Here is a 14,801-nt window from a genome sequence, read left to right as displayed (position 1 = left end):
CCGCGTATTTCCTTTTGCAACCTTGATGCGGTTCACGGTAAGGGGCGGTCAGGCCTGAGGAGAACGCAGATGAGCGATGGCAAGAACGGAATGACCTATGCCGAGGCGGGCGTGGATATTGATGCGGGCAACGCGCTGGTTGATCGGATCAAGCCGGCCGCAGCCGCGACCAAGCGGCCCGGTGTCGCCTCGGGTCTGGGCGGCTTTGGCGGGCTGTTTGATCTCAAGGCGGCGGGCTTTGCCGACCCGGTTTTGGTCGCGGCCACCGACGGGGTGGGCACCAAGCTGCGCATTGCCATCGACACTGGCAATGTGGACGGCGTGGGCATTGATCTGGTTGCCATGTGTGTGAACGATTTGGTCTGTCAGGGGGCCGAGCCCCTGTTTTTCCTCGATTACTTTGCGACGGGCAAACTGGAGTTGGACCAGGCGACCCGCATCATCGAAGGCATCGCCAAAGGCTGCACCGCCTCGGGCTGTGCCTTGATTGGGGGCGAGACGGCAGAAATGCCGGGCATGTATCCAGCAGGCGATTTTGATCTGGCGGGCTTTAGCGTCGGCGCGATGGAGCGGGGCACAGCCCTGCCTTCGGGTGTCACCGAGGGTGATGTTTTGCTCGGCCTGGCCTCGGACGGTGTACATTCCAACGGATTTTCGCTGGTGCGCCGGATTGTCGAGGCCTCAGGCCTCGGATGGGAAGATGCCTGCCCCTGGGGCGAGGGGACGCTGGGTGCGGCCCTGCTGACGCCAACACGCCTTTATGTCAAAGCTGCGCTTGCTGCCATTGGGGCCGGTGGGGTGCATGGGTTTGCTCATATCACCGGCGGTGGCCTGACCGAGAACCTGCCGCGTGTGATGCCCGAGGGCTTGGGCGCGGATGTGGACCTGTCATCCTGGACCTTGCCGCCTGTCTTTGACTGGCTGATGGCCCAAGGGGGCATGGCCGAGGCCGAGATGCTGAAGACCTTCAATGCAGGCATTGGCATGGTCGTGGTGGTCAGCCCCGGACATGAGGTGGACGTGACACAGGCCCTGCAATCTGAAGGGCAAACCGTCACCCGGATCGGCACTGTGACCAAAGGCGACGGTGTCCGCTATGCCGGGGCGCTGGCGGGTGCCTAAACGGGTCGCCATCTTTGTTTCGGGTGGCGGGTCGAATATGCGCGCGCTGGTCGAGGATATGGTGGGCGATCACGCCGCCCGGCCCGCGGTCGTTGTGTCGAACAACGCAGATGCAGGCGGGATCGCTTGGGCCAAAGGGCAGGGGATCGCGACCGAAGTGGTTGATCACCGCCCCTTTGGCAAAGACCGCCCGGCCTTTGAAGCAGCGCTGAACACGGCGCTGGCGCCCCATACACCCGATATTTTGTGCCTGGCGGGGTTCATGCGGGTGCTGACGGCAGGATTTGTGACGCCTTGGGCGGGGCGAATGCTGAACATCCACCCCTCGCTATTGCCGAAATACAAGGGGCTGCACACCCATGCTCGCGCTCTGGAGGCCGGTGACACAGAACATGGTTGTACCGTGCATCTGGTTACGCCTGCGCTGGATGACGGTCCGATTCTGGGCCAGGCGCGGATTGCGGTGCATGCCTTTGACACGCCGGACACACTGGCGGCGCGTGTCCTCGTGCAGGAACACCGCCTTTACCCGGCCGTTTTGCGTCGTTTTGCATCAGGCGAGACACGGCCACTGATGCTCTGACCCTGTGATCCGCGTGCGGCCCTAGTCACTGCGCTGCCTTTGGTGTAGACCCGGAAAACCAAGACGGTCCAAAAAACACGAACAAGAAGCCGCGTATGAAAACCATAACAACGACCGAAGACCTGGCCGCATATTGCAAGGAGGCGGCAACGCATCCCTTTGTGACGGTCGACACCGAATTTCTGCGCGAGCGCACCTATTATTCCAAACTTTGCCTGATCCAATTGGCCATGCCCGGCACCACGGATGAAAATGCCGTGTTGGTTGATCCGCTGGCTGGAAATATGTCTCTGGAACCACTCTATGAGCTGTTTCGTGACACCTCGGTGGTCAAGGTGTTTCACGCCGCGCGACAGGACCTTGAGATTTTCTATGTGGATGCGCAGGTCTTTCCCGAACCGCTTTTTGACACCCAGGTGGCGGCGATGGTCTGCGGCTTTGGCGAACAGGTGGGATACGAGACGCTGGTGCGCAAGATTGCGCGCGAGGGGGTCGACAAGACCTCGCGCTTTACCGACTGGTCGCGCCGTCCGCTGACGGATGCGCAAAAAAGTTATGCCATCGCGGATGTGACGCATCTGCGCCAAATCTATGAGTTTCTGGCCGCCAAGCTGGAAGAAAGCGGGCGCGCGCGCTGGGTGGAGGAAGAGCTGCAAGTGCTGCTGTCACCAGCGACATACATCATTCAGCCCGAAAATGCCTGGAAACGGGTCAAGACTCGGACCTCATCCCCAAAATTCCTCGCCATCGTCCAGGAATTGGCCGCGTTCCGCGAAGAATATGCACAGCGCAAAAACGTACCGCGCAACCGGGTCTATAAAGACGACGCGCTGGTCGAACTGGCCAGCAACAAACCCAAGAGCCATGAGGATCTGGGCCGGTCGCGCCTGTTGCTGCGCGAGGCCCGCAAGGGCGAGATCGTCGAGGGCATACTGGCGGCGGTGGCGCGGGGCGTCTCAATGGACCCCGGCGCAATGCCGAAACCCGATCGCAGCCGAGAAAAGATGCAGGTGAACCCGGCTCTGGCCGATCTGCTGCGTGTCCTGCTCAAGGCCAAGACCGAAAGTGCGGGCGTGGCGGCCAAGCTGATCGCCACAGCGGCAGATCTGGACGCAATGGCCGCAGGCATGCGCGATGTACCGGCCCTCAAAGGGTGGCGGGCCGAGGTTTTTGGCGCGGATGCCATGCGCCTTTGTGAGGGACGCGTCGCGCTCACCGCTCAAGGGGCGGACGTACGCATTATTCTGTTGGACGACGAATAGAAGATCAGCGACGCGAGGTGGTCTGGGCGTTCAAACGCCCCTCAACACGGATCACCCGCGCCTCGGCCAGTTGGTTGTCAGTCAGGCGGCGCGCGGCCATGACGGTACGCTGCCGTTCGGTGCCACCGCGCACAACACGCGCCGGGCGTACACCTTCCAGCCGATAAGTCAGCACCCCATCCTCATCGACCTCTTCGTTGTCGTCCGCTGGCGTCAGACGCACATCGTAGATGCCAAGAACTTCGCTGATCCCGGTAACACGGATGATGCCGCCGCCGGGCACACGTTCGATCACCAGACCACTGACCTGATCAATGGGCGTGCCCAGATATTCCCGAGCCGCATCCCGCGCGCTTGAAAACAGCCCGCCCCGCGTTGTTTGCGGGATCAGCGGGTTGGTTTCTTCTGCGGTCTTCTGCTGGACTGGGGTCGACCGGCTGCCACCGAACCAGTTCAGCGGATTGACCCGGCTTTCCCGGACTGCACCGCAGGCGGTCAGTGTCATGGTCGCAACAAGAAGAGAGATTGTCAGAATACGCATGGGTCGCCTGCACTTGTGTTTGCGTCAGTTGGTAGCGGATCGGCGGCGCGTTGAAAAGCACCGTTTCGGGGGCTGGACCTTTGGCCGTGGCGCGCCTAGGTCCACGGGGACAACGTTGGGAACGGGGCAATCATGGCCAGTGCTGCATTTGAAGAGATCGTCGAGGACTTTGAGTTTCTGGAGGATTGGGAAGATCGCTATCGCTATGTGATCGAGCAGGGCAAGGCGCTTGATCCGCTTCCCGATGCGCTCAAGGTGCCCGCAACGAAGGTGGATGGCTGCGCCAGCCAGGTCTGGCTGCACCCGGTGATCGAAGGTGGCGTGTTTCGGTTTGAAGGGGACAGCGACGCGATGATCGTGAAAGGGTTGATTGCCGTTTTGCGCCACCTTTACAACGGATTGACCACGGCAGAGGTGCTGGAGGTCGACGCCCGGGCAGAGATGACGCGGCTCGGTTTGAATGATCATTTGTCGGCGCAACGCTCAAACGGGCTGCGCGCAATGATCGAGCGTATTCGATTGGTAGCAGCGGGCTGAACATCGCCCGGTTGAGGACTTTGGCGCCTGTGTGTCGTGTCGGCAACTTGCGGGCCAGCCCCCGTACCACCGCGAAATTTCTGGCCAGAAGACAAGAGACAGCTCAGAGCTGTTTGAGCGTCGTTTCAAGATCGCCGTAGCCCGTCAGGCGTCTCTCGAATGCGAGGCCCAGGGTTTCGGCGGCGTGGCGCGCCTTTTCGGTCAGCTCCGGATCGTCGGTTTGCGCCTGATAAACCAGCTTTTCATAATTGCCGAAATACATGTCCCGTAATTCGGGGTGCCGGTCCAGGCCCATGGGTTTGAGGATGAACGCCTCAAACTGCCGCACCAGGAAGTCGGTGAGGTAAAAGGCGGTGATTTCACTTTCACTCTGCTTTGCAAAGCGTTCATTTCCCTCAAAAAAACTGTAGCAATGCGGTCCTGCAATCATCTCGACGCCCATCTCTTTGCAGGTCACTTCAAGCAATCCGCCCGTGCCGCAATCGGCATAGACGACAAAGATCGTCGCATAGTTGGCACGATGCTTGGCGACGGCCGCGCGCACAGCCTCGGTGATTTTGTCAGGGTAGAGGTGCAGTTTGGCGGGCAGGCAGGTCAGATCCATGTGATGCCAGCCATTGGCGGCCTTGAGGTCTAGAATTTCGCGGGCCAGCGCGCCGCAGGCAATGAGCAAGATGCGCCCAGTGCCCACAGCTTCGAACCCTTTTTCCGTCAGCGTCCTGTCGTCAAGGGTCGTCATGTCAGCGCCTTCGTGAACATTGCGATATGGTCGCCCTCACGGGCCCAGCTCAGCGATGCATAGAACCCGAGGGCCTCATGGGTCGGGTCCGCGAGCACCCAGATTTCGGTGCAGCCGATGGTCTGCGCATGTGCGGATGCCTCTGCTGCGAGGCGCGTGGCAACACTGCGCCGCCTAGCCGTTTCAAGGACGCCCAATTCGTTGATCCACATCGCGCGGGGCTTGTCGGGGTGTATGTAGTCTACCGCAGACAAAAAGCCGACGGGGTCGCCCATGCTGAGCGCCAGAAACAGGTGGTGACGCGGATCATCCAGCATTTCGGCTGTGCGGTCCGGGTCAGGGGGCGCGTCGAACAGGTGCGGCGCGCCCATGATCACATCGAGGTCGGCGCGCGTTGTGCGGCGCACCTCCATCTCTCGATTATCCGGCAGCCATCTGATTGTGCTTGCGGGCCACGAATTCCTTGGCCGTCTCCACCGCCACGGCTGCATCCCGGCAATACGCGTCAGCCCCGATGGCTTTGCCGAACTCTTCGTTCAGGGGCGCGCCACCAACCAGCACAATATAGTCGTCGCGAATACCCTTTTCGACCATCGTGTCGATCACGACCTTCATATAGGGCATGGTTGTGGTCAGCAGGGCCGACATGCCAAGAATATCGGGGCCTTCGGCTTCCATCGCTTCGAGGTAGTTTTCGACCGGATTGTTAATCCCGAGGTCCACAACCTCGAACCCGGCCCCTTCCATCATCATCGACACAAGGTTCTTGCCGATGTCGTGGATGTCGCCTTTGACCGTGCCGATGACCATTTTGCCCACGCGGGGCGCGCCTGTCTCGGCCAGCAAAGGCTTGAGGATGAACATGCCGCCCTTCATCGCGTTTGCCGCCAGCAGCACTTCGGGCACAAACAGGATACCGTCGCGGAAATCCGCGCCCACGATCGTCATGCCACCGACCAGAGCCTTGGTCAGGATGTCATAGGGCTCCCAGCCGCGCTCCAGCAGGATGTTGACCCCTTCTTCGATCTCTTCCTTGAGACCATCGTAAAGGTCGTCAAACATCTGGTTTACAAGCTCTTCGTCGTCGAGCTCCGCGAGGATGATGTCGTCTTCGTCTGCCATGGGCGTACCTCTGAAATCAGGTCTGAGAACCTGCTGATGTTTCTTGGTTTATGGTCCAATATGTCGCAGCGGAATTTTCAAATTGCGACATGGGCGGCGCTGTGCGCGACGCCAAAGATCGGTTTGGGCGTGAAAACCCGCCAAAGCGGACTGATTTACAACTCTTTTCTGGCGTTTGTTCTTTATTTGTTCCAAAATATCGTGATGAAACCTGATTTGCAAAGCGCACAGCCTCGGGGCCGGGGTACGGTGTCCAACAGAGTGAGCCGTTATGACCGCGTCAGCCGCCATGCGGAAGCGGATGGTTGGGACCGGGAAGAGGATTTGCCGATCTTGCGCACACAAGTGTCGGTGGAACGGCCGCGCAGCATCATCAGCTATAACCGGTCGCCCGATCTGCCTTTTGACCGGTCGATCAATCCCTACCGTGGCTGCGAACATGGTTGTGTCTACTGCTTTGCCCGGCCCAGCCATGCCTATCTGGGCCTTTCGCCGGGATTGGATTTTGAAACAAGACTGGTTGCGCGCCCGGATGCGCCCGAGGTGTTGCGGACCGAGTTGGCCCGCAAATCCTACAAGGTCGCCCCGTTGGCAATCGGAACCAATACGGACCCGTATCAACCGATTGAACGTGAACATGGCATCATGCGCCGCTGCCTTGAGGTGCTTGAGGCCAGCGGCCATCCGGTTGCCATTGTCACCAAAGGGGCCTTGATCGAACGTGATCTCGACGTTCTGGGTCGCATGGCGCAGCGGGGGCTGGTGCGCGTGGGCATTTCGGTGACGACGCTGGATGCAACCCTGTCGCGGCTGATGGAGCCGCGTGCGCCCGCACCGAGGCGCCGATTGACGATAATCCGCCGTTTGGCGCAAGCCGGAGTGCCCGTTCGCATCATGGCCTCGCCCATGGTGCCTGCCCTGACCGACCCCGAGCTTGAGGCGATCCTGGCCGCAGGCAAAGACGCAGGCGCGCGCAGCGCAAGTTGGATCATGCTGCGCCTGCCGCAAGAGGTGTCGCCACTGGTGCAGGAATGGCTGGCCGAACACTTTCCTGACCGGGCGGCGCGCATCATGGCGCGCTTGCGCGAGATGCATGGCGGGCAAGATTACGATGCCCGTTGGGGACACCGGATGCGGGGCGAGGGGCCCTATGCCGAGATCATTGCCCATCGGTTTACCGTTGCCATGAAACGTTTGGGGTTAAAGGAAAAAGCACCGCCCATGCGATGCGACCTTTTTGTGCCGCCGCGCCTGCCAAGCGCACAGCTCGACCTGTTTTAGGCGACGCGGGCGCGTCCGCGTTTGCGCCGTGCGGGTGGGCCATTGCCATCGGTCCCGTCGCTGTCAGACGAAAACGCGCCCAGAGCGGAAACAATAGCGTCCAGCGTTGGGGCCGGTTGGCGGGGTCGGGTGTCGAGCGCCTCGCGCATCTTTTCCAGGTGCATCGGTTGCGTGCCACAGCACCCACCAATGATTGAAGCACCACAGTCGCGCGCCATGACGGCATAGTCTGCCATCAACTCGGGCGTGCCATCATAGTGGATGTGACCGTCATGGTACTTCGGGATGCCCGCGTTGCCTTTGGCCACAATCGGTATTTCGGTGCCGGTGGCCGCAAAACCCTGAACCGTGCGCAACAGGTCTGAGGCGCCTGTACCGCAATTGGCGCCAAAGGCGGCAGGCGTGTTGGGAATGCTGGACACCATGGCGACCATATCCTTGCTGGTAACACCCATCATCGTACGCCCTGCGGTGTCAAAGCTCATGGTGCCGACCCACGGCAGTCCGGCCAGCGCAAACCCTTCAGCGGCGGCGCGGTATTCTTCGGCCGCCGAGATTGTTTCGAGCCAGCCGATATCAGCACCGCCGGCCTTCAAACCTGCGGCGGTTTCATGGAACATCTCGACGGCGTCGGCGTGGCTGAGGGTGCCAACCGGTTCCATGATATCACCCGTTGGACCGACGGAGCCTGCAACAATCACGGTGCGCCCCGCCTTGTCGGCCACCTCGCGGCCGATTTCGGCGGCGATCTTGCTTAACTCAAAGGCGCGGTGACCCGCATCATGCAATTTCAGCCGTGACGCGTTGGCCCCAAAAGAGTTGGTCAGAAAGATATCGCTGCCTGCATCCACGGCCCCCTTGTAGAGGGCGGTGATTTTTTCGGGGTGCGTTTCGTTCCACAGTTCAGGTGCATCGCCGGACATCAGCCCCATGTTGAACAGGTTCGTACCAGTGGCACCGTCTGCCAAAAGCGTTCCCTTGGCGGCCAGCATGCGGGTAAGAAGATCGGGCATAAATGTACCTTTCGCGCGCGATTGTGCGCTTAACTGTCATGGCACGCTTTTTGAGGCCAGTTCATAATCTTCATCAAGATGATGAGGTTTGTTTGATAAAAGGCGGTGGGTCGCATGGTTCTGCGTGATCTTTTGAGGGCGGTGATGCCACTCAACCGCACGCTGTCCCGATGTGGACGTGTTGCCAAGACTGGTCATGGCAACCAACTTGAACATGCAACAAGTGAAAACCGATCCCTCTGTCGCCCGGCGGTACGGGCACAACCGCGTTCGGTGGGCGCTGAGGCCTGCGAAACAGTCGAATACTCAAGCCGCAAATAAAAGTGTCAGCGCTTGCTGTGCGTCGGCGCTTCCGGCAAGGACCACTTCCGACACGAAAAAACGCGCAAAACCACGATGGTCTTGCGCGCTGCATTCACTTTAGGTTTTAGCAGTAAGCCGCTGATCTCAGTCCGTTTCGCTCATCAGCTGCGCTTTGGCTTCGGTCATCAGTTCGGCCATTTTGGCACGAATTGTCGCCTCGTTCGCCAAATCGCCCAGATCGCCCGAAACCTTGCGATAAACGTCCTCGTGGCCTGCCTCTTCGAAATCTGACTTCACGACCTCGCGCGCATAAGCCGCAGCCTCGTCGCCCGCTTTGCCCATCAGGTCGGCGGCCCACAGTCCCAGCAGCTTGTTGCGGCGGGCGTCTGCCTTGAACTGCATCTCTGCATCATGGGCGAATTTGTTTTCAAATGCGTTTTCGCGGTCGTCAAAGGTGCTCATGGGTCACGTCTCCGGGCTATGTCGTTGCACAAGATATGCGGGGGTCCGCGCCCCGGTGCAACCCCTTTGCTTGCGGCGTATCCCCTGATTGCTTATGAGGGCCACAAGCCGGGCAGACTCGTATCCCGGAAGAAGCGAAAGGACGCCCATGGCGCGACGCAAGAAGATTTATGAAGGTAAGGCCAAGATCCTTTATGAAGGACCCGAGCCAGGCACCATCGTTCAATATTTCAAAGACGACGCCACCGCCTTCAATGCGCAGAAAAAGGACGTGATAGAGGGCAAGGGTGTCTTGAACAACCGCCTCAGCGAATTCTTTATGACGGGCCTTGGGCAGATCGGTGTGCCGACCCACTTCATCAAGCGGATCAATATGCGCGAGCAACTGGTCCGCACCTGCGAGATCATCCCGCTGGAAGTGATCGTGCGCAACTATGCCGCAGGCACGCTGAGCACCCGGCTTGGCATCGACGAGGGCACGCAACTGCCGCGCCCGATTGTCGAATACTGCTACAAGGATGACAGCCTCGGCGATCCACTGGTGAGCGAAGAGCACATCGCCGCTTTTGGATGGGCCAGTCAGCAGGACATGGACGACATTCTGAGCCTTGCGCTGCGCGTCAACGATTTCCTGTCTGGTGTTATGCTGGCTGTGGGCATCCGTCTGGTCGACTTCAAGATCGAGATTGGCCGCGTCTATGACGGTGATTTCATGCGCCTGATCATCGCCGATGAGATCAGCCCCGACAGCTGCCGACTGTGGGACATCGAAACAGGCCAGAAACTGGACAAGGACGTGTTCCGCCGCGATCTGGGCAATCTGGCCGATGCCTACACCGAAGTGGCGCGTCGTCTGGGCGTCTTGCCCAAGACATCGAACCCGATCACGAAACCGACGCTCATCAATTGAGTATTTTTGAACAATGAAAGGCAGGGCATGAAAGCGACTGTGCATGTGATGCTGAAGACCGGTGTGTTGGACCCACAAGGCGATGCCGTGCGCCATGCATTGGGTGCGTTGGGCTTTGAGGGCGTGAATGGCGTCCGTCAGGGCAAGGTGATCGAGCTGGATCTGGCCGACGGCGCAACCGAGGCCGACGTGAATGCCATGTGCGAAAAGCTGTTGGCCAACACGGTGATCGAATCCTACCGGGTCGACATGTCATGAAGGCGGCGGTCGTCGTTTTCCCCGGCTCAAACTGTGACCGCGACCTGGCCGTGGCCTTTCGTGCGGCAGGCGCCGATGTCACAATGGTCTGGCACAAGGACACTGACCTGCCTGAGGGCGTTGACATTGTTGGCGTGCCGGGTGGCTTTTCTTTCGGTGACTACCTGCGCTGTGGCGCGATTGCGGCCAATTCTCCCGTCTGTCAGGCGGTAAAAGCCCACGCGGATCGCGGCGGTTATGTCTTGGGTGTCTGCAACGGCTTTCAGGTGTTGACCGAAACCGGCATTCTGCCTGGCGCGCTGCTGCGCAATGCGGGCCTGAAATATATCTGCAAGACTGTGGGCCTGAAGGTTGAAACCTCGCAATCAGTCTATACCGAAAGGTACAATGCGGGCGACGTCATCGACATCCCGATTGCGCACCACGATGGCAACTATTTTGCTGATCAATCGACACTGGACGCCTTGGCGGGCGAGGATCGCATTGCCTTTTCCTACACCGACAATCCCAATGGATCGCTGCGCGATATTGCGGGCATCCTGTCAGAGAACCGCCGCGTCCTTGGCATGATGCCGCATCCCGAGCGGGCGGCGGATATGGGCCATGGCGGCACCGATGGGCAGGCGCTCTTCCGCGCAGTGGCGGGGCAGCTGACATCTGCGTGACTTGAGCAGGCGTTGGGCGCGGCTTATGCTGCGCGGCATGGCAAATCCTACAGCATCTGGGCCTCGCCCCACAGCAACCGCTCGCACCATCAGTTGGCGCGTACGCTTTGCGCTGGCGTTGCTGACGGTTGTGGCCATTGTGACCGTGGTCATGACCAACCGTTTGCTTACCGACCGGTTTACCGAAACCACGCGGAACCGGGCCGAGCTGCGCCTGGCGCTGTATTCCGGAAATCTGCTGAGTGAACTGCGCCGCAGCGCCATTGTGCCTCAGTTGCTGGCCCGTGATCCCACCTTGATCGGGGCGCTGAATTCGGCGGATTACCAGCAATCGACCCAGCGTCTGATTTCCTTTGTTGAAGAGATTGGGGCCGCAAACCTGATGCTGCTGGACCGTGACGGGCGGGCCGTGGCTGCCACCGACCGCAACGTGCTTGGGTCAGCCCATCGGGCGGAGCCTTACTTTATCGACGCCTTGCGGGCTGCCGACACCATCTTCACCGTCGCCCCCCGGGAGACCACGGGTTTCTCCTTCACCTACTCGCGGCGGGTGACCGCAGGCGGCGACGTGTTGGGTGTTATTGTGGTCGAGGTTGATCTGCAAAAGTTCGAACGGGCCTGGTCGGGGATTTCGGCCGCTGTTCTGGTCACCGACAGCGTCGGCCAGATCGTTTTGGCGACCGAGCCGCGCTGGCGGGGCCGAACCGAAGAGGCAGCCTTGGCCCGCCAGACCCCGCAAAGCGCAATCGAGCGGGCAATTCGGGCAACCGCCGATTGGACAGCCCTGCCGCCCGACGCCTATTTGCAGGGCGAGGGTGTGATGCGCCTTGAAACCCGTATTCCATTCCGGGGCTGGCGCATGGCGTCCTTTACCACATATGCCTCGGTCCGCGAGCGGGTGAACGGGGTACTGGCGCTCGAAATTATGGGATTCGCGATTCTGCTGGCGCTGGCGTTCTATGCGCTGAGCCGTAGGTCGGCCTTGCGCCTGGCCCTGTCGGCGCGCGAGTCGGCAGAGCTTCGCCATCTGAACGCCCAGCTCCAGCGAGAAATCGCCGAGCGCAAACGGGTCCAGGAAGACTTGGCCGTAGCTGAGCAAACCCTTGAACAGTCGTCCAAACTCGCCGCTTTGGGCGAGATGTCGGCCGCCGTCAGTCACGAGTTGAACCAACCGCTGGCGGCGATGAAAACCTATCTGGCCGGCGCGCGGCTTTTGCTGCGCCGCAACCGGCCCGACGAGGCGTTGGTCAGCTTTGGCCGCATCGACGATCTGATTGAGCGGATGGGCGCCATCACCCGTCAGCTCAAATCTTATGCCCGCAAGGGTCAGGACGCGCTGAGCCCTGTAAACATGGGCGATGCGCTGGCCTCAAGTCTGTCGATGATGGAGCCGCAGCTGCGTCAACGCCGGGTTCTGATCAACCGCGTACTGCCCCCTGATCCTGCCATGGTGATGGGGGACCGGATGCGCATCGAGCAAGTGATGGTGAACCTCTTGCGCAATGCCATTGACGCCACCAAATCCACCCGTGACCCGCAGGTGGATATCATCCTGTCAGCGGGGGAGACCGCTACGCTGACTGTGCGTGACAATGGCCCCGGGATTGCCGACCTCGATGAGCTTTTTGAGCCGTTTTACACCACCAAGCAGCCAGGAGACGGCGTTGGCTTGGGCCTTGCCATCTCGTCGGGCATTGTGAACGATTTGGGTGGACGGCTGACCGCGCGAAACGGACAGGCAGGCGGCGCTGTCTTTGAAATGCAGCTTCCGATCCTCGTCGAGGATACGGACCCCAAGACCCAAGCGGCGGAATAAGCCGGGAGAGAACCGATGACCCAAGCCATGAAGATCGCGATCGTCGATGACGAACAGGACATGCGCCAATCCATCAGCCAGTGGCTGGCCCTGTCGGGCTATGACACCGAAACCTTTGCCAGTGCCGAGGACGCGCTGAAAAACCTTGGGCCCGACTACCCCGGCATTGTCATATCAGACATCAAGATGCCCGGAATGGACGGGATGCAGTTTCTCAAAAAGCTGATGGGCAGTGACAGTGCACTGCCTGTGATCATGATCACGGGGCACGGCGATGTACCGATGGCGGTCGAAGCGATGCGCGTCGGCGCCTTCGATTTCCTCGAAAAGCCCTTCAACCCTGATCGCATGTCCGAACTGGCCAAAAAGGCCACGGGCGCGCGCCGCCTGACAATGGACAACCGTGCATTGCGCCGTGAACTCAGCGATGGTGGGCAGCTGATGAAAAAGCTCATCGGCAAGTCACCGGTGATGGAACGACTGCGCGAGGATATCCTGGATCTCGGCCAAGCCGATGGTCATGTGCTGATCGACGGCGAGACAGGGACAGGCAAGACTTTGGTCGCTCATGCCTTGCACGCTGTCGGGTCGCGGGCGGGCAAGAAATTTGTGCTGGTCAGTTGTTCGGCTTGGGAAGAAGACGCGCTGGCAAAGCGCCTGTTTGGCCCGATGCAGCCCGAAGACGCTCAATTGCCCGCAATCGAAGAGGCGCGGGGTGGCACGCTGCTTCTCGAAGACATCGAGGCGTTGAGCGAGCCGCTGCAGGCCCGCCTTTTATCCGTCATAAACGAACAGGGCACACCGGCGGAAACCCGCATTGTGGGCATCTGCAACATGCAAGAGGCGGGCCGGACCTGCGAGGATGCGCTGCGCCCGGACCTGTATTACCGGCTTGCGGCCCTCAAGATCACCGTGCCGCCGCTGCGTCAGCGGGGCGAGGATATCCTGACGCTCTTTACCCGTCTGAGCGACCAGTTCGCCGATGAATATGGCTGTGACGCGCCAAAGGTTTCGGCACAAGAGGCCGCCCAACTGTTGCAGGCCCCGTGGCCGGGCAATGTGCGCCAATTGATCAACATCGCTGAACGGGCCGTGTTACAGGCGCGTCGTGGCACAGGCTCTATCGCGTCACTGCTTATGAACGATCACGAGGAAATGCAGCCTGTCATGACCACCGAGGGCAAGCCGCTCAAGGAATACGTCGAGGCGTTCGAACGAATGCTGATCGACAACACGATGCGGCGTCACAAAGGTTCCATCGCATCTGTCATGGATGAGCTGTGCCTGCCGCGCAGAACGCTGAACGAAAAGATGGCCAAATACAGCTTGCAGCGCTCTGACTATTTGTAAGGCTGTTTCAAACTGTCGAAATCTGTGACCGGTGGGATCGGCGAGGGCCGTTTCCATCGCACCGCACCCGTGTCACACAAGCCCTATGAACCACAGGGCGGACATGATGAAACCGGCTGCATTTCTTTTCGATATGGATGGCCTGCTGATCGACAGCGAGCGGGTGTACCAGCGTGTCATGCTCGATATTCTGGTCCCAAAGGGCCACGCGCCTGCAGATGTCGAGGCGCTGTCTTTACGGCTTGTGGGCAATTCCGGGGTGCGGGGCAGGGCGCTCTTGGCGGAATTCCTAGATGGCGGCGTGGATGAGTTCAACGCAGCCTGGCATGCCGGGGTCCGCGATAGCCTCGCTGCGGGCGTTCCGCTGCGCCCGACTGTACGCCACAGTATCGAAGCGCTCGCCGAGACCGGCGCGCGGATGGCTGTGGTGACCTCGACCCATATTGCACATGCGCGGAGCAATCTGGAACGTGCGGGGCTGCTGGCGCATTTCGAGCTGGTGGTGGGTGGCGACGAAGTGCCCGCAAACAAGCCAGACCCGGCGCCTTATATGCAAGCTGCGGCCGGTCTGGGTCTTGATCCGCAACTCTGCGCCGCTTTCGAGGACAGCGATGCAGGCACAACATCAGCGGTGCGCGCCGGGTGCCATACGACGCAAATCCCGGATCTAAGGCCCTTGCACCATCCCTTGCCGGACCTTGGCCAACAGGTCGCGCCAGACCTGGCGTCGGCTTTGATGACGTTGGGTGCGATTTGCCAGAATGGTGTTTTACGGGGCTAACGTGTGCGTCGTGACGCGATTCCCGCACCAGTTGTGGGTGCCGGAACGATTGGCCA

At 60.4% G+C, this 14,801-nt stretch carries 17 protein-coding genes; 11 read left to right on the top strand and 6 right to left on the bottom strand.

Going from position 1 to position 14,801, the window contains the following annotated elements:
• The first annotated feature begins 69 nt into the window (after positions 1-69).
• The 3 genes from purM to rnd all read left to right on the top strand — a co-directional run bounded on the left by purM (position 70) and on the right by rnd (position 2,967).
• A complete protein-coding gene (gene purM / locus Q1A44_RS14420; RefSeq protein WP_299626504.1) occupies positions 70-1,122 on the top strand; it encodes a phosphoribosylformylglycinamidine cyclo-ligase in 1,053 nt (350 codons plus the stop codon).
• Positions 1,097-1,705 (top strand): phosphoribosylglycinamide formyltransferase, encoded by a 609-nt coding sequence (gene purN / locus Q1A44_RS14415; protein ID WP_299626501.1) that lies wholly within the window; start codon positions 1,097-1,099, stop codon positions 1,703-1,705. Before purM ends, purN begins: the two co-directional genes overlap by 26 nt.
• A gap of 95 nt (positions 1,706-1,800) precedes the next feature.
• Complete coding sequence (gene rnd, locus Q1A44_RS14410) at positions 1,801-2,967, top strand: ribonuclease D (protein ID WP_299626498.1); 1,167 nt, start codon at positions 1,801-1,803, stop codon at positions 2,965-2,967.
• Between the two features lie 4 nt (positions 2,968-2,971).
• On the opposite strand, the gene Q1A44_RS14405 is transcribed toward rnd, so the two are convergent.
• Positions 2,972-3,508 carry a hypothetical protein gene (locus tag Q1A44_RS14405; RefSeq protein ID WP_299626495.1) on the bottom strand — a complete coding sequence of 179 codons (537 nt, stop codon included), beginning with the start codon at positions 3,506-3,508 and terminating at the stop codon, positions 2,972-2,974.
• A gap of 132 nt (positions 3,509-3,640) precedes the next feature.
• Between Q1A44_RS14405 and Q1A44_RS14400 the strand changes: the two genes are divergently transcribed.
• Entirely contained in the window at positions 3,641-4,045 is a 405-nt protein-coding gene (locus tag Q1A44_RS14400; RefSeq protein ID WP_299626492.1) for a SufE family protein, read from the top strand.
• A gap of 103 nt (positions 4,046-4,148) precedes the next feature.
• Here the strand turns inward: Q1A44_RS14400 and Q1A44_RS14395 are convergent, their stop codons facing one another.
• Genes Q1A44_RS14395 through Q1A44_RS14385 form a run of 3 tightly spaced genes read right to left on the bottom strand, consistent with a single transcriptional unit; the run spans position 4,149 to position 5,906 of the window.
• The gene (locus tag Q1A44_RS14395; RefSeq protein ID WP_299626489.1) at positions 4,149-4,784 is read right to left on the bottom strand and encodes a DUF1638 domain-containing protein; all 636 of its coding nucleotides are present in this window, start codon (positions 4,782-4,784) and stop codon (positions 4,149-4,151) included.
• Positions 4,781-5,191 carry a GNAT family N-acetyltransferase gene (locus tag Q1A44_RS14390; RefSeq protein WP_299626486.1) on the bottom strand — a complete coding sequence of 137 codons (411 nt, stop codon included), beginning with the start codon at positions 5,189-5,191 and terminating at the stop codon, positions 4,781-4,783. The genes Q1A44_RS14395 and Q1A44_RS14390 overlap by 4 nt, the downstream gene beginning before the upstream one ends.
• Before the next feature lie 13 nt (positions 5,192-5,204).
• On the bottom strand, positions 5,205-5,906 hold the full coding sequence (locus Q1A44_RS14385; RefSeq protein WP_299626483.1) for a B12-binding domain-containing protein: 702 nt from the start codon (positions 5,904-5,906) through the stop codon (positions 5,205-5,207).
• A gap of 204 nt (positions 5,907-6,110) precedes the next feature.
• Here Q1A44_RS14385 and Q1A44_RS14380 point away from each other — a divergent pair, with 204 nt between their 5' ends.
• A complete protein-coding gene (locus tag Q1A44_RS14380; RefSeq protein WP_299626480.1) occupies positions 6,111-7,187 on the top strand; it encodes a PA0069 family radical SAM protein in 1,077 nt (358 codons plus the stop codon).
• On the opposite strand, the gene bmt is transcribed toward Q1A44_RS14380, so the two are convergent.
• Both bmt and Q1A44_RS14370 read right to left on the bottom strand, forming a co-directional pair.
• On the bottom strand, positions 7,184-8,200 hold the full coding sequence (gene bmt / locus Q1A44_RS14375; protein ID WP_299626477.1) for a betaine--homocysteine S-methyltransferase: 1,017 nt from the start codon (positions 8,198-8,200) through the stop codon (positions 7,184-7,186). The two genes, Q1A44_RS14380 and bmt, sit on opposite strands and share 4 nt — an antisense overlap.
• Before the next feature lie 447 nt (positions 8,201-8,647).
• Positions 8,648-8,965, bottom strand: coding sequence for a DUF1476 domain-containing protein (locus Q1A44_RS14370; protein ID WP_299626474.1), 318 nt, complete (start codon positions 8,963-8,965; stop codon positions 8,648-8,650).
• A gap of 148 nt (positions 8,966-9,113) precedes the next feature.
• Between Q1A44_RS14370 and purC the strand changes: the two genes are divergently transcribed.
• From purC to Q1A44_RS14340, 6 genes are all read left to right on the top strand, one after another.
• Positions 9,114-9,875, top strand: a complete 762-nt coding sequence (gene purC, locus Q1A44_RS14365; protein WP_299626471.1) for a phosphoribosylaminoimidazolesuccinocarboxamide synthase — start codon at positions 9,114-9,116, stop codon at positions 9,873-9,875.
• A 27-nt stretch (positions 9,876-9,902) separates the two neighbouring features.
• Complete coding sequence (gene purS / locus Q1A44_RS14360; protein ID WP_299626469.1) at positions 9,903-10,133, top strand: phosphoribosylformylglycinamidine synthase subunit PurS; 231 nt, start codon at positions 9,903-9,905, stop codon at positions 10,131-10,133.
• Complete coding sequence (purQ, locus tag Q1A44_RS14355; RefSeq protein WP_299626466.1) at positions 10,130-10,798, top strand: phosphoribosylformylglycinamidine synthase subunit PurQ; 669 nt, start codon at positions 10,130-10,132, stop codon at positions 10,796-10,798. Before purS ends, purQ begins: the two co-directional genes overlap by 4 nt.
• Before the next feature lie 37 nt (positions 10,799-10,835).
• Positions 10,836-12,614, top strand: coding sequence for an ATP-binding protein (locus tag Q1A44_RS14350; RefSeq protein WP_299626463.1), 1,779 nt, complete (start codon positions 10,836-10,838; stop codon positions 12,612-12,614).
• 15 nt (positions 12,615-12,629) lie between these two features.
• Positions 12,630-13,964 (top strand): sigma-54 dependent transcriptional regulator, encoded by a 1,335-nt coding sequence (locus tag Q1A44_RS14345; RefSeq protein ID WP_299626460.1) that lies wholly within the window; start codon positions 12,630-12,632, stop codon positions 13,962-13,964.
• Positions 13,965-14,067: 103 nt separating this feature from the next.
• A complete protein-coding gene (locus Q1A44_RS14340; RefSeq protein WP_299626457.1) occupies positions 14,068-14,745 on the top strand; it encodes an HAD family phosphatase in 678 nt (225 codons plus the stop codon).
• The last annotated feature ends 56 nt before the right edge of the window (positions 14,746-14,801 follow it).

The sequence above is a fragment of the uncultured Tateyamaria sp. genome (assembly GCF_947503705.1).
In the GTDB taxonomy this organism is placed as follows: domain Bacteria; phylum Pseudomonadota; class Alphaproteobacteria; order Rhodobacterales; family Rhodobacteraceae; genus Tateyamaria.
This window is presented reverse-complemented; position numbering and strand designations above follow the sequence as displayed.